Below are 17167 nucleotides of genomic sequence, written 5' to 3' on the forward strand. Positions count from 1 at the left end.
CCGGGGCTTTCTTGTTTCAGCCTATGCCGGCCTCTTCGCGGGTAAACCCGCTCCTACAGGATCACCACAGCAGTCAAATCCTGTGGCGAACCTGTAGGAGCGGGTTTACCCGCGAAGAGGCCGGCATGAGAAACCTCAAATCACGAACAGGTCGACAAACCTGTGCACTGCCATCTGTTCCAGCCTTTGCTGGTCCTTGCACAGTTCAAAAATCGCTTCGCAGCGCTGGCGCACAAAGCGCGTCGCCAGGTTGCCCTTGAACTTGGCCTCCAGCAGCGGTATCCCCTCCTCGCGCCGCCGCCGATGCCCGATCGGGTACTCCACCAGCACCTGCTCTGTACTGCTGCCATCCTTGAAGAACACCTGCACGGCGTTGGCAATCGAGCGCTTGTCCGGCTCCAGATACTCACGGCTGAAGCGCGGGTCTTCGACCACCTCCATCTTCTCGCGCAAGCGATCGATGCTGGGGTGATTGGCATGGAAGGCATCTTCATAATGCTCGGCCACCAGGTGGCCGAAGATCAGCGGCACCGCCACCATGTACTGCAGGCAGTGATCACGGTCGGCAGCATTGGCCAGCGGGCCTCGCTTGGAAATGATGCGGATCGCCGACTCTTGGGTGGTGATGACGATGCGGTCGATTTCATGCAGGCGGTTACGCACCAGCGGGTGCAGGGTCACCGCCGCTTCGCAGGCCGTCTGGGCGTGGAACTCGGCTGGGAAGCTGACCTTGAACAGCACATTCTCCATCACGTAACTGGCCAAGGGTTGCGGCAGGCGCAGCTCATACTGGCCGGCAGGTTTTACCGCCAGGTCCTTGTTGGTGTGGCTGAACGAGACGTCGTGGAAACCCCACTGCGCCGCAGTCAGCACCCCTGGCACGCCCATTTCGCCACGCAGCGCGATATCAGCCAGGCGCACGCCCCGGCTGGAGGCGTCACCCGCCGCCCAGGACTTGCGAGAGCCGGCATTGGGCGCATGGCGGTAAGTGCGCAATGCCTGGCCATCGACGAATGCATGGGAAAGCGCCGAGAGCATCTGTTCGCGATTGGCACCCATCAGCCGGGCGCATACGGCGGCCGAGGCCACCTTGACCAGTATCACGTGATCGAGGCCGACGCGATTGAACGAGTTCTCCAGTGCCAGTACGCCCTGGATCTCATGGGCCATGACCATGGCTTCGAGCACGTCACGCATCAGCAGCGGTGCCTCGCCGCTGGCCACACGTTTCTGCGACAGGTGATCGGCAACCGCCAGGATGCCGCCAAGGTTGTCAGAAGGGTGCGCCCACTCTGCAGCCAGCCAAGTGTCGTTGTAGTCCAGCCAACGCACGGTGCAGCCGATGTCCCAGGCTGCCTTGACCGGGTCGAGGCGGTAAGCGGTACCGGGAACGCGCGCACCATTGGGCACTACGGTGCCTTCCACCAGCGGACCGAGGAGCTTGGTGCATTCGGGGAAGCGCAGCGCCAGCAGGCCACAGCCGAGGGTGTCCATCAGGCAGTTGCGCGCGGTATCCAAGGCTTCAGGGGATTCGACCCGGTAGCCGAGGGCGTAGTCGGCCAGGGTTTGCAGCACCCGGTCGTAGTCCGGGCGGTCGTTCAGGTCCACGTTGGCGCTCATAGCCAGCTCCCTTCGGAATTGCCGGGGCCGCTTCGCGACCCTTTCGCAACCCAAGGCCGCTCCTGCAAGAGACCGTGTACTCCTGTAGGAGCGGCCGTGGGTCGCGAAAGGGCTGCAAAGCAGCCCCAGCTAACGAAAGCCGAGCGCCAGTGGTGCGTTAGAAGCTATCGCCAGGCACGCGAACCCAGCCCTCCATCAGCACGCGAGCACTGCGGCTCATGATTGCCTTGGTCACCGTCCACTCGCCATCCACCTGACGCGCCTCGGCCCCGACCCGCAAGGTGCCGGACGGGTGGCCAAACCGCACGGCACTGCGTTCACCCCCACCCGCAGCGAGGTTGACCAGCGTGCCTGGAATGGCTGCAGCGGTACCAATGGCCACGGCAGCGGTCCCCATCATCGCGTGGTGCAGCTTGCCCATGGACAACGCACGCACCAACAAGTCGATGTCAGCGGCCGCAACTGCCTTGCCACTGGACGCAGTGTAGGTGCTCGGCGGCGCAACGAAAGCCACCTTCGGTGTGTGCTGACGCCCGGCAGCCTGGTCGACATGCTCGATCAGGCCCATGCGCACGGCGCCGTAGGCGCGGATGGTCTCGAAACGCAGCAGCGCCTCGGGGTCGCCGTTGATCGCATCCTGCAATTCAGTGCCGGTGTAACCGATGTCGGCGGCATTGACGAACACAGTCGGGATACCGGCGTTGATCAAGGTGGCCTTGAAGGTACCGATACCCGGCACTTCCAGGTCGTCTACCAGGTTGCCGGTGGGGAACATCGCACCGCCATCGCCATCCTCGTCGGCGGCCGGGTCGAGGAACTCAAGCTGCACTTCGGCGGCGGGGAAGGTCACCCCGTCCAGTTCGAAGTCGCCGGTTTCCTGCACCTCACCTTCGGTGATCGGCACATGGGCAATGATGGTCTTGCCGATGTTGGCTTGCCAGATGCGCACCGTGGCCATGCCGTTGCGCGGAATGCGCGCCGGGTCGACCAGGCCGTTGCTGATGGCGAACGAGCCGACCGCAGCAGAGAGGTTGCCGCAGTTGCCGCTCCAGTCGACGAAGGCCTTGTCGATGGCGACCTGGCCGAACAGGTAGTCGACATCGTGCCCGGGCTTGATGCTCTTCGACAGGATGACCGTCTTGCTGGTGCTCGAGGTGGCGCCGCCCATGCCGTCGATCTGCTTGGCATATGGGTCGGGGCTGCCGATTACCCGCAACAGCAGCGCGTCACGCGCCGGGCCTGGGACCTGAGCCGGTTCCGGCAGGTCCTGCAGGCGGAAGAACACGCCTTTGCTGGTGCCGCCACGGATGTACGTGGCGGGAATTTTCACTTGCGCTACATGTGCCATGTTCAAGTCCTGTTCAAGCGGTCGCTTCGAGGAAGTCCTGGGCAAAGCGCTGCAGCACCCCGCCCGCTTCGTAGATCGACACTTCCTCGGCAGTGTCCAGGCGGCAGGTCACTGGCACCTCCACACGCTCGCCATTGCGCCGTGTCACCACCAGGGTCAGGGTCGCCCGCGGCTTGCGCTCGCCGAGCACGTCATAGGTCTCGCTGCCATCCAGGCCCAGGGTCTTGCGGTCAGTGCCCGGCTTGAACTCCAGCGGCAACACCCCCATGCCCACCAGGTTGGTGCGGTGAATGCGCTCGAAGCCTTCGGCGACGATCGCTTCGACACCGGCCAGGCGCACCCCTTTGGCCGCCCAGTCGCGGGACGAACCCTGGCCATAGTCGCCACCGGCGACGATGATCAGCGGCTGCTTGCGCTCCATGTAGGTCTCGATGGCCTCCCACATGCGCGTCACCTTGCCTTCGGGCTCGATGCGCGCCAGCGAACCCTGCTTCACGCTGCCGTCATCCTTGCGCACCATTTCGTTGAACAGCTTGGGGTTGGCGAAGGTGGCGCGCTGGGCGGTCAGGTGGTCGCCACGGTGTGTGGCATAGGAGTTGAAGTCCTCTTCGGGCAGGCCCATCTTCGCCAGGTACTCACCCGCGGCGCTGTCGAGCAGGATGGCGTTGGACGGCGACAGGTGGTCGGTGGTGATGTTGTCCGGTAGCACCGCCAGCGGGCGCATGCCACGCAGGGTCCGCTCGCCGGCCAGGGCACCTTCCCAGTAAGGCGGGCGGCGGATATAGGTGCTCATCGGGCGCCAGTCGTACAGCGGCGCGACTTTCGGACCGCGGTCTTCCTCGATGGCGAACATCGGGATATAGACCTTGCGGAACTGCTCCGGCTTGACCGCCGCACGCACCACGGCGTCAATTTCCTCGTCGCTGGGCCAGATGTCCTTGAGGCGGATTTCCTTGCCGTCGACCACGCCCAGCACATCTTTCTCGATGTCGAAGCGGATGGTGCCGGCAATCGCGTAGGCCACCACCAGTGGCGGCGACGCGAGGAACGCCTGCTTGGCGTAAGGGTGGATGCGCCCGTCGAAGTTGCGGTTACCCGACAGCACGGCGGTGGCGTACAGGTCGCGGTCGATGATTTCCTGCTGGATCACGGGGTCCAGTGCACCCGACATGCCGTTGCAGGTGGTGCAGGCGAAGGCGACGATACCAAAGCCCAGTTGTTCCAGTTCCTTTTCCAACCCCGCCTCTTCCAGGTACAACTGCACAGCCTTGGAGCCCGGCGCCAGCGACGACTTGACCCACGGCTTGCGGCTGAGGCCCAGCTTGTTGGCGTTGCGCGCCAGCAGGCCTGCGGCAATCACGTTGCGCGGGTTGCTGGTGTTGGTGCAACTGGTGATGGCGGCAATGATCACTGCGCCGTCGGGCATCTGCCCCGGCACTTCTTCCCAGGCGCCGGCGATGCCCTTGGCCGCCAGGTCGCTGGTAGCGACACGGGCATGCGGGTTGGACGGGCCGGCCATGTTGCGCACCACGCTCGACAGGTCAAAGCTCAGGGTACGCTCGTATTCGGCCTTGGCCAGGCTGTCAGCCCACAGGCCGGCGACCTTGGCGTAGGTCTCCACCAGCTGCACTTGCTGGTCGTCGCGACCGGTCAGCTTGAGGTAGTCGATGGTCTGCTGGTCGATGGCGAACATCGCCGCCGTGGCGCCGTATTCCGGCGCCATGTTGGAAATGGTGGCACGGTCGCCCAGGGTCAGGGCGCGCGCCCCTTCGCCATGGAACTCGAGGTAGGCACCGACGACTTTCTGCTTGCGCAGGAATTCGGTGAGGGCCAGTACCAGGTCGGTGGCGGTGATGTTAGGCGCCAGCTTGCCGGTCAGCTCGACGCCGACGATCTCCGGCAGGCGCATCCACGAGGCACGGCCGAGCATGACGTTTTCGGCTTCCAGGCCGCCGACACCAATGGCGATCACGCCCAGCGCGTCGACATGCGGGGTGTGGCTGTCGGTGCCGACGCAGGTATCCGGGTAGGCCACGCCGCGGTCGCTGTGAATGACCGGCGACATTTTCTCCAGGTTGATCTGGTGCATGATGCCGTTGCCGGGCTGGATCACGTCGACGTTCTTGAACGCCTTCTTGGTCCAGTTGATGAAGTGGAAGCGGTCTTCGTTACGGCGGTCTTCGATGGCGCGGTTCTTCTCGAACGCCTGCGGGTCGAAACCACCGCACTCCACGGCCAGGGAGTGGTCGACGATCAGCTGCACCGGCACCACCGGGTTGACTGCGGCCGGGTCACCGCCTTTGTCGGCGATGGCATCACGCAGGCCGGCGAGATCGACCAAGGCGGTCTGGCCAAGGATGTCATGGCACACCACGCGGGCCGGGAACCATGGGAAGTCGAGGTCGCGCTTGCGCTCGATCAGCTGGCCCAGGGAGGCGTCGAGGGTCGCCGGATCGCAGCGGCGCACCAGGTTCTCGGCGAGCACGCGGGAGGTGTACGGCAGGCTGTCGTAGGCACCGGGCTTGATTGCCTCGACCGCAGCGCGTGCGTCGAAATAGTCCAGGGCGGTGCCTGGCAGGTTCTTGCGGTATGCAGTGTTCATATCGTTATCAGGCTCGGTCACGGTATTCGGTAAGCAGGTCAGGCCTGGGGGCGCTGCGCGCCCCTTTCGCGACACAAGGCCGCCCTCACAAGTACAACACCGTCCCTGTAGGAGCGGCCTTGTGTCGCGAAAGGGCTGCGCAGCAGCCCCAACGGTCTTTGACTCAGCGCTGCTCGATTGGCACGAACTGGCGCTGCTCGACGCCGACATACTCGGCGCTCGGGCGGATGATGCGGTTGTTGGCGCGCTGCTCGAACACATGCGCAGCCCAGCCGGTCAGGCGCGAGCAGACGAAGATGGGGGTGAACAGCTTGGTCGGAATGCCCATGAAGTGGTACGCCGAGGCATGGTAGAAGTCAGCGTTGGGGAACAGGCGCTTCTGCTCCCACATCGTCTTGTCGATGGCTTCGGAAACCGGGTACAGGACCGTGTCACCGACCTGGTCGGCAAGCTGCTTCGACCAGCCCTTGATCACCTCGTTACGCGGGTCGGACTCTTTGTAGATCGCATGGCCGAAGCCCATGATCTTGTCCTTGCGCTCGAGCATGCGCAGCAGTTCGGCGGTGGCTTCCTGCGGGCTCTGGAAGCGCTCGATCAGCTCCATCGCCGCTTCGTTGGCACCACCGTGCAGCGGGCCACGCAGCGAGCCGATGGCGGCAGTGACGCAGGAATACAGGTCGGACAGGGTCGATGCGCAGACCCGCGCGGTGAAGGTCGAGGCGTTGAACTCGTGCTCGGCATAGAGGATCAGCGACACGTTCATCACCTTGACATGCAGCTCGCTCGGCTTCTTGCCGTGCAGCAGGTGCAGGAAGTGGCCGCCGAGGGTGTCTTCGTCGCTGGTGCAGTCGATGCGTACGCCGTGGTGAGTGAAGCGGTACCAGTAGCACATCACCGCCGGGAACAGCGCCAGCAGGCGGTCGGTTTTCTCGCGCTGGGCGTCGAAAGTCAGCTCCGGCTCCAGGGTACCCAGCACCGAGCAACCGGTACGCATCACATCCATCGGGTGGGCATCGCGGGGGATGCGCTCGAGCACTTCCTTCAGCGCCTGCGGCAGGTCACGCAGGCCCTTGAGCTTGCGCTTGTAATCGGCAAGTTCCGCCTTGCTCGGCAGCTCGCCGTACAGCAGCAGGTAAGCGACTTCTTCGAATTCGGCACCGGCGGCCAGGTCACGGACGTCGTAACCACGGTAGGTCAGCCCGGCACCGGCCTGGCCCACGGTCGACAGTGCAGTCTGGCCGGCCACCTGGCCACGCAGGCCAGCGCCACTGAGTACTTTTGCTTCGGCCATGGTGTTTCTCCTTTCTTGAACTTGTTATAGGAAGCGATCTGGCTAATTCGGGTGATTGCCTGGGCCGGCCTCTTCGCGGGTAAACCCGCCCCTACAAGTTACCTGAGGGAGCGGCATCACCCGCGAAGAAGCCAGCACACATTCAACCTTTCTTCTGGGCAAACAACGCGTCGAGGCTCTGCTCGAAGGCGTGGTAACCAATGGCATCGTAGAGCTCCATGCGGGTCTGCATGGTGTCGATCACGTTCTTCTGCGTACCGTCGCGGCGCAGTGCGGTATAGACATTCTCCGCCGCCTTGTTCATGGCGCGGAACGCCGACAGCGGGTACAGCACCAGCGACACATCGACCGAGGCCAGTTCTTCGGTGGTGTAAAGCGGGGTGGCGCCGAATTCGGTGATATTGGCCAGGATAGGTGCCTGCACCCGGTCGGCGAAGGTCTTGTACATCGAAAGTTCGGTGATGGCTTCCGGGAAGATCATGTCGGCGCCAGCCTCGATGCACGCGGCAGCCCGGTCCAGGGCAGCGTTCAGGCCTTCCACCGCCAAGGCGTCGGTGCGCGCCATGATGACGAAGCTGTCATCGGTGCGGGCATCCACCGCGGCCTTGATACGGTCGACCATCTCCTGCTGTGTGACGATTTCCTTGTTCGGGCGGTGGCCACAGCGCTTGGCACCGACCTGGTCTTCGATGTGGATGGCCGCAGCGCCGAACTTGCACATCGAGCGCACGGTGCGGGCGACGTTGAAGGCCGACGCGCCGAAACCGGTGTCGACATCCACCAGCAAAGGTACATCGCAGACGTCGGTGATGCGGCGCACATCGGTCAGCACGTCATCCAGGCCACTGATGCCCAGGTCAGGCAGGCCCAGGGAGCCCGCGGCAACACCGCCACCGGACAGGTAGATGGCCTTGAAACCGGCACGCTTGGCCAGCAGTGCATGGTTGGCGTTGATCGCGCCGACCACTTGCAGCGGGTGTTCGGCGGCAACGGCGTCGCGGAAACGCTGACCGGGGGTGCTCTTCACAGTCATTTCTCACCTCGTGGGCTGTTGTTGTTGGCGTCCAGGTAGTGACGCTCGATGTTGCGCTTGGACGCGCCGATGTGGCGGCGCATCAGGAGTTCGGCCAGCTCGCCGTCACGGTCGGCGATGGCATCGAGAATGCGGTGGTGTTCGGCAAAGGCCTGGCGCGGCCGGTTGGGTGTGGCGGAAAACTGGATACGGTACATACGCACCAGCTGGTACAGCTCGCCGCAGAGCATCTTGACCAGGGTCTGGTTGCCGCTGCCCTGGATGATCCGGTAATGAAAGTCGTAGTCGCCTTCCTGCTGGTAATAGCCCAGCCCGGCCTGGAACGCGGCATCGCGCTCGTGGGTGTCGAGCACCCGGCGCAGCTCGTCGATGTCGGCCTGGCTCATGCGCTCGGCCGCAAGGCGGCAGGCCATGCCTTCCAGCGATTCGCGGATCTCGTACAGCTCGATCAGCTCGGCATGGTTGAGCGACACCACCCGCGCCCCGACATGTGGCACCCGCACCAGCAGGCGCTGGCCCTCCAGCCGATGAATGGCCTCGCGCAGCGGGCCGCGGCTGATGCCATAGGTGCGCGCCAGCTCCGGCTCGGAGATCTTGCTGCCCGGGGCGATGTCGCCCTTGACGATTGCCGCCTGGATGCGCCGGAAGACATTCTCGGACAAGGTTTCCGTTTCGTCTGCCTCGGCCGGGCTTGGTGTGGTGAGGTCCAGCATATTGTCGACACCTTACTAATCGCTTGAGCAGAAACTAGCGAATCAGAGGCTCTCAGTCAAAGACAAAATGAATATTGTCGACAATCGTCTAAGAACGAACTTACCGAGTGATGGCGTTGTCAGATCGCGGCACGCTGGCGTCAATACGACGGCGTGATAGAATGCCGCGCCTCCAACGGAGTATGGATGGTGTGTTTGTCATCAATTCATGTTGTTGACAGATGAACGAGGAAGCTTGCGCAGTCGTTGCCAGTCACCTTTGCCCCGAACCCTGCACAGCTCAGCACCGCGCCAGGATTATGAGACTTACACCCGTATTATTGCTGTTATGCCTTACCCTGCTGCCGGCCCTTGGCCAGGCGGCGGGCAAGACCGTGTACGGTCTGAACGAGTACGCCCGGCTCGGCGACCTTGACCTGGAAGTGGCCGCCAAGCTCGACACTGGCGCCAAGACTGCGTCGCTCAGTGCCCGCGACATCAAGCGCTTCAAGCGCAACGGCGAAAGCTGGGTGCGCTTTTATCTGGCCATCGACGCCGCCCATTCGCACCCCATCGAACGCCCCCTGGCGCGCGTGAGCAAGATCAAGCGCCGCGCCGGCGACTATGATGCTGAATCCGGCAAGGCCTACACCGCCCGCCCGGTCATCGAACTCGAAATCTGCATGGGCCAGGCCCGGCGCACCATCGAAGTCAACCTCACCGATCGCAGCGCCTTCCAGTTCCCGCTGCTGATCGGCTCCGAGGCGCTCAAGCACTTCGACGCGCTGGTCGACCCAAGCCTTAAATACGCGGCCGGCAAACCTGCCTGTGCCACCGACGCTCCCAAAGCAGAGTAATCCCGATGCGCTCTCTTACCCTCCATCTGAAAGTCCTGATCACCGTGCTGGTGTTGCTCGGCGTGGCGGTCACGGCCTATCAGATCTTCGTGCTCGGCATCCCGGTGACCGAAGACGAAACCGACGACCTGTGGAACATCGACGCCAAGGTCGAGTTCGTCGCCAGCTCCAAAGACCCGGTCAAGATCCAGATGTTCGTGCCACCGCTGAACCGTGACTACGTCAGCCTCAACGAGAGCTTCATCTCCAACAACTATGGGGTGAGCGTCAACCGTGCCGACGGCAACCGCAAGGTGACCTGGTCGGCGCGCCGTGTCAGCGGTAACCAGACCCTGTACTACCGCCTGGTGCTGACCAAGCGCTACAGCAACGAAAAGTCCGCCATCAAGGGCCCTACCTTCCGTGACAGCCTGGCCATCGACGGCCCGGAGAAGATCGCCGCCGAAGCCCTGATGGCACCGATTCGCCAGCACTCGGCCGACGTCGAGACCTTTGTCAGCGAAACCATCAAGCGGGTCAACAACCTCAACGACGACAACGTCAAGCTGCTGCTGGCCGGCGACACCTCGCCGATGAAGAAGGCCCAGGTCATCGACCTGCTGCTGTCGATCGCCCATGTGCCGATGGAAAAGGTCCACACCATCCGGCTCGTTGCCGATACACCGCAGACCCCGGAGCTGTGGCTGCGCAGCTTCAACGGCAACGACTGGCTGTACTTCAACCCGGACACCGGCGAGCAAGGCCTGCCGGCCGACCGCCTGCTGTGGTGGACCGGTGACGACAACCTGATCACCGTCGATGGCGGCAAGAAGGCCAACGTCACCTTCAGCATGAACAACAGCGAGATGAACGCCATCCGCCTGGCCAAGCTGACCGACGAGAACACCGACGCCGACTTCCTCGAATACTCGCTGTACGGCTTGCCACTGCAGACCCAGCAGACCTTCATGATCATGGTAATGATCCCGATCGGCGTGCTGGTGATCCTGATCCTGCGCAACCTGATCGGCATTCAGACCCTTGGTACCTTCACCCCGGTACTGATTGCCCTGGCCTTCCGCGAGACCCAGCTGGGCTTTGGCATCGTGCTGTTCACGGTGATCACCGCGCTGGGCCTGTCGCTACGCTCGTACCTGGAACACCTGAAGCTTCAGATGCTGCCGCGCCTGTCTGTGGTGCTGACCTTCGTCGTGGTATTGATTGCCGCCATCAGCCTGTTCAGCCACAAGCTGGGCCTGGAACGCGGCCTGTCGGTGGCGCTGTTCCCGATGGTGATCCTGACCATGACCATCGAACGCCTGTCGATCACCTGGGAAGAGCGCGGCGGTGGCCATGCCATGAAAGTGGCGATCGGCACCCTGTTCGCCGCCTCCCTGGCGCACCTGCTGATGATGGTGCCGGAGCTGGTGTACTTCGTCTTCACCTTCCCGGCCGTGCTGCTGATCCTGGTAGGCTTCATGCTGGCTATGGGCCGCTACCGCGGCTACCGCCTGACCGAGCTGGTGCGCTTCAAGGCATTCCTGAAGAAGGCTGACGCCTGATGTTTGGCCTGATCAAGACGTGGAAAGCCCTGGAGGCCCGGGGCATCATGGGGATCAACCGCCGTAACGCGGACTATGTGCTGAAGTACAACAAGCGCAGCCTGTACCCGATCGTCGACGACAAGATCATCACCAAGGAGCGCGCCCTGGCCGCCGGCATCCATGTGCCGGAGATGTACGGCATCATCGAGACCGAGAAGCAGATCGAAAAGCTTCACGAGATCATCGGCGGGCGCAACGACTTCGTCATCAAGCCGGCGCAGGGCGCCGGCGGTGACGGCATCCTGGTGATCGCCGACCGTTTCGAGGACCGCTACCGCACCGTGTCGGGCAAGATAATGAGCCATGAGGAAATCGAGCACCAGGTATCGAGCATCCTCACTGGCCTTTACTCCCTCGGCGGCCACCGCGACCGCGCACTGATCGAGTACCGGGTAACCCCGGACCAGATCTTCAAGAGCATCAGCTACGAAGGTGTGCCGGACATCCGCATCATCGTGCTGATGGGCTACCCGGTAATGGCCATGCTGCGCCTGCCGACCCGTCAGTCCGGCGGCAAGGCCAACCTGCACCAGGGCGCCATCGGCGTCGGTGTGGACCTGGCCACCGGCGTGACCCTGCGCGGCACCTGGCTGAACAACATCATCAGCAAGCACCCGGACACCACCAACGCGGTGGACGGCGTGCAGCTGCCGAACTGGGACGGCTTCATGAAGCTGGCCGCCGGCTGCTACGAGCTGTGCGGGCTGGGCTACATCGGCGTGGACATGGTGCTGGACCAGGATAAAGGGCCGCTGATTCTCGAACTCAACGCCCGGCCTGGCCTGAACATCCAGATCGCCAATGACACCGGGCTGACCCAGCGCACCCATGCCATCGAAGCGCATATCGAGGCACTGGCCAAGGAAGGGATCACCGAGGATGCCGAACAGCGGGTGCGGGTGACCCAGAACCTGTTCGGGCACGTGCATCCGCGCTAAGCCCCTTGGGGCTGCTGCGCAGCCCTTTCCGACCGGTCCGGCGCCCCGGCAAGGCCGCTCCTACAGGTTTTCGCATCTCCCTGTAGGAGCGGCCTTGCCGGGGCGCCGGACCGGTCGGAAAGGGCCGCAAAGCGGCCCCAGACAATGTTTAATGTCGCGCCGAGTGCTAGGCGCATTTCCTGCACAGGTCTACAATCGCCCTCCTCGCTTTTACATCGCCGTCCACACTGATGCCGACCTGTACGCTCTACCCCCTGCCCTACCAGCCCGCCCCCGCTGCCTATTTCGCCCGCCTGCGCCAGGCCCCCGGCGCAATCCTGCTCGACAGTGCCCGCCCCGGCGCAGAGCGTGGCCGCTTCGACCTGCTCAGCGCCTGGCCCGTGCAACACCTGCAGGCCCAGCCCGGCGAAGACGGCCGCGCTTTCCTTGCACGGCTGCGCACCAGCCTGGCTCAACTGGGTGAAGCGCAGCTGCCCACCGGCATCGAGCTACCCTTTGCCGGCGGCCTGATCGGTTACCTGAGCTACGACTTCGGCCGCCGCCTGGAACAGCTGCCGAGCCTGGCTACCGACGACCTGGGCTTGCCCGACGCGCAACTGGGCCTGTATGCCTGGGCAATGGTCAGCGATCACCAGCTTGGTACCAGTCAGCTGGTGTTCCACCCCAGCCTGGCCAGTGCTGAACGCGAGCGCCTTATCAGCCTGTTCGAAGCTGTCGACAATTCGAGCTGCGGCGACTTCCACTTGCTCGCCCCCATGCAAGGCGACTTGCAACCGGCGCAGTACAGAGCCGCTTTCGACCAGGTACAACGCTACATCCAGGCCGGCGACTGCTACCAGATCAACCTCACCCAGCGCTTCCGCGCGCCTTGCCAGGGCGACCCGTGGCACGCCTACCAAGCCCTGCGCCAAGCCTGCCCGACGCCGTTCTCCGGCTACCAGCAACTGGCTGACGGCAGCGCACTGCTGAGCTTCTCCCCGGAGCGCTTCATCCGCGTCAGCCAGGGCCAGGTGGAAACCCGCCCGATCAAGGGTACCCGCCCGCGCTCGGCCAACCCGGCCGAAGACGCACGCAATGCCGAAGAGCTGCGCCAAAGCCCCAAGGACCGCTCGGAAAACCTGATGATCGTCGACTTGCTACGCAACGACCTGGGGCGTACCTGCGAGATCGGTTCGGTGAAGGTGCCAGAGCTGTTCAGCCTGGAAAGCTACCCCAACGTCCATCACCTGGTCAGCAGCATCACTGGCCAGCTGGCCCGCGACAAGGACGCCCTGCACCTGATCGGCGACAGTTTCCCCGGCGGCTCGATCACCGGTGCACCGAAGATTCGCGCCATGCAGATCATCGACGAGCTGGAACCTGCCCGCCGCGCGCTGTACTGCGGCTCTTTGCTGTATGTGGACGTGCGCGGCGAAATGGACAGCTCCATCGCCATTCGCAGCCTGCTGGTCAAGGATGGCCAGGTCAGTTGCTGGGGCGGTGGCGCGGTGGTGGCCGACTCGAACTGGCAGGCTGAATACGAAGAGTCGATTGCCAAGGTGCGAGTGCTGATGGAAACCTTGCAAGGCTTGTGATCGGTGTCGGCTCTTCGCGGGCAAGCCGGGTCGCGAAGCCGCCGACACTGACATCAGCCCGTCTACCCCGCCATTTTTTGTTACCATCACCCCATTACGAGCGCACAGCGCCACAGCCAAGATGGAAACCGCCTGATGAGCCAACCCTTCGACGTCGCCGCCCTGGCCGCGACCTATGCCAACAAGTCCCCGCAAGACATCCTCAAGCTCGCCTTCGAACACTTCGGCGATGACCTGTGGATCTCCTTCAGCGGCGCCGAGGATGTGGTGCTGGTCGACATGGCCTGGAAGCTGAACAAGCAGGTCAAGGTGTTCAGCCTTGATACTGGCCGCCTGCACCCGGAGACCTACCGCTTCATCGACCAGGTGCGCGAGCATTACAACCTGCCGATCGAAATCCTCAGCCCGGACCGCGCCAAGCTCGACCCGTTCGTCAAGGATAAAGGGCTGTTCAGCTTCTACAAGGACGGCCACGGCGAATGCTGCAGCATCCGCAAGATCGAACCGCTGCGGCGCAAGCTCGCCACCGTCAGCGCCTGGGCTACCGGTCAACGTCGCGACCAGAGCCCGGGCACCCGCAGCCAGGTGGCAGCGCTGGAAATCGACGGCGCCTTCTCCACGCCCGAGCGCCCCCTGTACAAGTTCAACCCGCTGGCGCAGATGACCAGTGAAGAAGTCTGGGGTTACATCCGCATGCTCGAGCTGCCGTACAACAGCCTGCACGAACGTGGCTTCATCAGCATCGGCTGCGAGCCTTGCACGCGCCCGGTACTGCCGAACCAGCACGAGCGTGAAGGCCGCTGGTGGTGGGAAGAGTCGACCCAGAAGGAGTGCGGGCTGCACGCCGGCAACCTGATCAGCAAGGCCTGAACCGCAGGTAAAGAAAAACCGGCCCTAGGGCCGGTTTTTCTTTACCTGTACATCAGGGCTGCTGCACTCAATCAATGCACCGGCAGCTCGACGCCTTCAAACAGCTCTTCGAGCTCTTGCTTGTTGTGGCACTGGATGGCCTTGGCCATCACTTCACGGGTCAGGTGTGGTGCGAACTTTTCGATGAAATCGCACATGAAACCACGCAGGAAGGTGCCACGGCGGAAGCCGATCTTGGTGATGCTGGCTTCGAACAATTCACTGGCATCCAAGGCCACCAGGTCGCTGTCGAGCTTGGAGTCGACCGCCATCTTGGCCACGATGCCCACGCCCAGCCCCAGACGTACATAAGTCTTGATCACGTCGGCGTCAGCAGCGGTGAACACCACTTTCGGCGTCAAGCCACGGTGGTTGAAGGCCTCGTCCAGCTTCGAGCGGCCGGTGAAACCGAACACGTAGGTAACGATCGGGTATTCAGCAACCGCTTCCAGGGTCAGCTTCGGCAGCTTGGTCAGCGGGTGGCCTTGCGGCACCACCACGCAACGGTTCCACTTGTAGCACGGCATCATGATCAGGTCGCCGAACAGCTCCAGCGCCTCGGTGGCGATGGCGAAATCGACGGTGCCGTCTGCGGCCATTTCCGCGATCTGCATCGGCGAGCCCTGATGCATGTGCAGGGCCACTTCCGGGTACTGCTTGATAAAGCTGCTGATCACCGGTGGCAGCGCATAGCGAGCCTGGGTATGGGTGGTGGCGATAGACAGCGTGCCCTTCTTCTCGTTGGAGAACTCCTGGGCAATCTGCTTGATGCTCTCGACCTTGCGCAGGATCTCGCCAGCGGTATTGATGATCCGCTCGCCAGCCGGGGTCACGCGGGTCAGGTGCTTGCCGCTTCGGGCAAAGACTTCAACACCCAATTCGTCCTCGAGCAGGCGAATCTGCTTGCTGATCCCCGGCTGAGAGGTGTACAGACTCTGCGCCGTCGCGGAGACGTTGAGGTCATGGTGCGCTACTTCCCAGATGTAGCGCAGTTGTTGAAGCTTCATAGGTTTCCCTCGAATCGGCGGTAAGTCAGCGGCAGCAGGCAGCGACGAGATATAACTATATTAGTGGTTCTCGAAATAAAACTAGAACTATTTTGTTACACGCGCCTCCGAGAAAGCCTACTGCCAGCTTCACGTTTTCCTACGCCCGAGGTGCTGCGAGAGCGGCACCATGTACACCGGCACCGGCGACAGTTGCAGCAGGCGCACCGCCGTTCTCCCGATCGGCACGTCCACCCCGGCACCGGCAGTGTGGCTGCCGAAAATCAGCAGGTCGACGCTCAACCGCTGCGCCTGTTCCAGGATGACCTGCGCCGGATCACCTTGGCGCACCCGCACCGCCTTGATCAGTGCCAGATCTGCGTCCTCGCCCAATTCGTCACGGAAGTTTTCCAGCACCCGCTGTTCAATATTGGCCATCACCGTATTGACGCCTTCACTGTGCAATTCATCCAGCGTCTGCTCATCGAGGTAACTCTGCAGCAGGGACTCGGCGAACTGCCCCATGGGCTCGACCGCGTGAATCACATAGAGCTCAGCGCCGAAAGCACGAGCAAGGGTCACGGCGTGCTGCATGACAAAAGGTGCGTAGACACCGAGGTCGGTGGCGTACAGCATGGAGCGGATCATTCGACCTCCTTGACTGCCGTTGCGGCAGAGCAAGCTTCAGCTTAGCAGCGCACCGGACACGCGCTTTGCCGTCTGGCGCACTGCTGCCGCGGCCTGTAGAGGACTTAGCCGGCTCCGTTGGCGCGGTCGATGAAGGCCAGCGCCTGGTGCAACATCTGCATCCGCGGCAAGCTGCAACCGGCCGCCTGCGCACGGGCAAGTGGCTCGGCATAGATCGCCTGCAGCTCCAGCGGGCGTTGCTGGACATGGTCGTGGTACATGCTCGGCCAGTAATCGGGCATCTGCTCGGTCATGCGGAACAGGTGCTCGGCGTAACCCGCCGGCAGTTCATGCCCGCACGCAGCGGCGCCCTGCACCACTTCAGCCATCAGTGCCCGGATCAGTTCACGACTGTCGGCATCGGCCATCAGCGGCGCGGTACTGGCCCCCAACAACACCGAAAGGCCGTTGTACGGCACGTTCCACACCAGCTTCTGCCAGCGGGCCTCACCAAGATTGGCCATGGCCTGAGAGTCGATGCCAGCAGCGCGGAACAGCTCGGCGCCGGCTTCGACGATCTGCGCACCGCCCGCCTCGGCCGGCCCGCTGTGATAGCCGAGGTTGACCGCCCCCAGCGCCTGGTGGCGAATCACCCCGGGGGCCTGGCGATTGACGCAGATGAAACACAGGCCGCCAAGCAGGTGCAGATTGGCCGGCAAGGCGGCCCTTAACTGCTCCTCCACGCCGAGGCCATTCTGCAGCAGCACCACCTTGGCATCGGCAGCGGCGGCCTGGACAATCAGCGGTGCGAGTTCGGCATTGCTGGTGGACTTGGCCCCCACCAGCAACCAGTCACAGGGCGGCATGTCGGCAGCACTGGCGTAGGCATTGACCGGCATCTGCAGCGCGCCATGCACGGCATGCTCAAGCTTCAGCCCCTGCTTGCGCACCACGTCATATTCGCTGCGCAGCAGGAAATGCACATCGAAACCAGCGCGCGCCAGCATCAGTCCATAGAAGCCACCGATAGCGCCGCTACCGATGATGCCAATACGTGGGTTGCGAGCAGCCATGCAAATCTCCTGGTCAGGTTGAACCGCTTTTTTA

14 protein-coding genes are annotated in these 17167 nt (G+C 63.3%); 5 read left to right on the plus strand and 9 right to left on the minus strand.

Annotation, left to right across the window (positions count from 1 at the left end; genetic code table 11):
• Positions 1-135 precede the first annotated feature (135 nt).
• The 6 genes from prpD to APH27_RS02565 form a co-directional block, all read right to left on the minus strand.
• Entirely contained in the window at positions 136-1620 is a 1485-nt protein-coding gene (prpD, locus tag APH27_RS02540) for a 2-methylcitrate dehydratase (RefSeq protein ID WP_060483890.1), read from the minus strand.
• Positions 1621-1777: 157 nt separating this feature from the next.
• Positions 1778-2968, minus strand: a complete 1191-nt coding sequence (prpF, locus tag APH27_RS02545; protein WP_060483891.1) for a 2-methylaconitate cis-trans isomerase PrpF — start codon at positions 2966-2968, stop codon at positions 1778-1780.
• 13 nt (positions 2969-2981) lie between these two features.
• Positions 2982-5570, minus strand: a complete 2589-nt coding sequence (gene acnD / locus APH27_RS02550; RefSeq protein ID WP_027919651.1) for a Fe/S-dependent 2-methylisocitrate dehydratase AcnD — start codon at positions 5568-5570, stop codon at positions 2982-2984.
• A gap of 163 nt (positions 5571-5733) precedes the next feature.
• A complete protein-coding gene (prpC, locus tag APH27_RS02555; RefSeq protein ID WP_060483892.1) occupies positions 5734-6861 on the minus strand; it encodes a 2-methylcitrate synthase in 1128 nt (375 codons plus the stop codon).
• Positions 6862-7003: 142 nt separating this feature from the next.
• Complete coding sequence (gene prpB, locus APH27_RS02560; protein ID WP_027919649.1) at positions 7004-7894, minus strand: methylisocitrate lyase; 891 nt, start codon at positions 7892-7894, stop codon at positions 7004-7006.
• On the minus strand, positions 7891-8607 hold the full coding sequence (locus APH27_RS02565; protein WP_060483893.1) for a GntR family transcriptional regulator: 717 nt from the start codon (positions 8605-8607) through the stop codon (positions 7891-7893). The genes prpB and APH27_RS02565 overlap by 4 nt, the downstream gene beginning before the upstream one ends.
• A gap of 299 nt (positions 8608-8906) precedes the next feature.
• Here APH27_RS02565 and APH27_RS02570 point away from each other — a divergent pair, with 299 nt between their 5' ends.
• The 5 genes from APH27_RS02570 to APH27_RS02590 all read left to right on the plus strand — a co-directional run bounded on the left by APH27_RS02570 (position 8907) and on the right by APH27_RS02590 (position 14408).
• Positions 8907-9443 carry an ATP-dependent zinc protease gene (locus tag APH27_RS02570; RefSeq protein WP_027919647.1) on the plus strand — a complete coding sequence of 179 codons (537 nt, stop codon included), beginning with the start codon at positions 8907-8909 and terminating at the stop codon, positions 9441-9443.
• Between the two features lie 5 nt (positions 9444-9448).
• Entirely contained in the window at positions 9449-10984 is a 1536-nt protein-coding gene (locus APH27_RS02575) for an inactive transglutaminase family protein (RefSeq protein ID WP_027919646.1), read from the plus strand.
• Positions 10984-11964, plus strand: coding sequence for an alpha-L-glutamate ligase-like protein (locus tag APH27_RS02580; protein ID WP_027919645.1), 981 nt, complete (start codon positions 10984-10986; stop codon positions 11962-11964). Before APH27_RS02575 ends, APH27_RS02580 begins: the two co-directional genes overlap by 1 nt.
• Before the next feature lie 230 nt (positions 11965-12194).
• The gene (gene pabB, locus APH27_RS02585) at positions 12195-13538 is read left to right on the plus strand and encodes an aminodeoxychorismate synthase component I (protein WP_060483894.1); all 1344 of its coding nucleotides are present in this window, start codon (positions 12195-12197) and stop codon (positions 13536-13538) included.
• Positions 13539-13673: 135 nt separating this feature from the next.
• Positions 13674-14408: a phosphoadenylyl-sulfate reductase gene (locus APH27_RS02590; protein ID WP_060483895.1), complete on the plus strand. Its 735-nt coding sequence runs from the start codon at positions 13674-13676 to the stop codon at positions 14406-14408.
• A gap of 71 nt (positions 14409-14479) precedes the next feature.
• On the opposite strand, the gene cysB is transcribed toward APH27_RS02590, so the two are convergent.
• The 3 genes from cysB to APH27_RS02605 all read right to left on the minus strand — a co-directional run bounded on the left by cysB (position 14480) and on the right by APH27_RS02605 (position 17133).
• Complete coding sequence (gene cysB / locus APH27_RS02595) at positions 14480-15454, minus strand: HTH-type transcriptional regulator CysB (protein WP_027919642.1); 975 nt, start codon at positions 15452-15454, stop codon at positions 14480-14482.
• Positions 15455-15583: 129 nt separating this feature from the next.
• Positions 15584-16081, minus strand: a complete 498-nt coding sequence (locus APH27_RS02600; protein ID WP_060483896.1) for a universal stress protein — start codon at positions 16079-16081, stop codon at positions 15584-15586.
• A 104-nt stretch (positions 16082-16185) separates the two neighbouring features.
• Positions 16186-17133 (minus strand): putative 2-dehydropantoate 2-reductase, encoded by a 948-nt coding sequence (locus APH27_RS02605; RefSeq protein WP_060483897.1) that lies wholly within the window; start codon positions 17131-17133, stop codon positions 16186-16188.
• Between the last annotated feature and the right edge of the window lie 34 nt (positions 17134-17167).

The sequence above is a fragment of the Pseudomonas sp. NBRC 111123 genome, assembly GCF_001320205.1.
Lineage (GTDB): Bacteria > Pseudomonadota > Gammaproteobacteria > Pseudomonadales > Pseudomonadaceae > Aquipseudomonas > Aquipseudomonas putida_J.

Excerpts from the sequence above, each read along its gene's own strand:
- prpF (WP_060483891.1), bottom strand. The coding sequence starts at position 2,968 with ATGGCACATGTAGCGCAAGTGAAAATTCCCGCCACGTACATCCGTGGC.
- APH27_RS02580 (WP_027919645.1), top strand. The coding sequence starts at position 10,984 with ATGTTTGGCCTGATCAAGACGTGGAAAGCCCTGGAGGCCCGGGGCATC.
- APH27_RS02575 (WP_027919646.1), top strand. The coding sequence starts at position 9,449 with ATGCGCTCTCTTACCCTCCATCTGAAAGTCCTGATCACCGTGCTGGTG.
- cysB (WP_027919642.1), bottom strand. The coding sequence starts at position 15,454 with ATGAAGCTTCAACAACTGCGCTACATCTGGGAAGTAGCGCACCATGAC.
- APH27_RS02565 (WP_060483893.1), bottom strand. The coding sequence starts at position 8,607 with ATGCTGGACCTCACCACACCAAGCCCGGCCGAGGCAGACGAAACGGAA.
- APH27_RS02570 (WP_027919647.1), top strand. The coding sequence starts at position 8,907 with ATGAGACTTACACCCGTATTATTGCTGTTATGCCTTACCCTGCTGCCG.
- APH27_RS02590 (WP_060483895.1), top strand. The coding sequence starts at position 13,674 with ATGAGCCAACCCTTCGACGTCGCCGCCCTGGCCGCGACCTATGCCAAC.
- APH27_RS02600 (WP_060483896.1), bottom strand. The coding sequence starts at position 16,081 with ATGATCCGCTCCATGCTGTACGCCACCGACCTCGGTGTCTACGCACCT.
- prpB (WP_027919649.1), bottom strand. The coding sequence starts at position 7,894 with ATGACTGTGAAGAGCACCCCCGGTCAGCGTTTCCGCGACGCCGTTGCC.
- prpD (WP_060483890.1), bottom strand. The coding sequence starts at position 1,620 with ATGAGCGCCAACGTGGACCTGAACGACCGCCCGGACTACGACCGGGTG.
- APH27_RS02605 (WP_060483897.1), bottom strand. The coding sequence starts at position 17,133 with ATGGCTGCTCGCAACCCACGTATTGGCATCATCGGTAGCGGCGCTATC.
- prpC (WP_060483892.1), bottom strand. The coding sequence starts at position 6,861 with ATGGCCGAAGCAAAAGTACTCAGTGGCGCTGGCCTGCGTGGCCAGGTG.
- pabB (WP_060483894.1), top strand. The coding sequence starts at position 12,195 with ATGCCGACCTGTACGCTCTACCCCCTGCCCTACCAGCCCGCCCCCGCT.
- acnD (WP_027919651.1), bottom strand. The coding sequence starts at position 5,570 with ATGAACACTGCATACCGCAAGAACCTGCCAGGCACCGCCCTGGACTAT.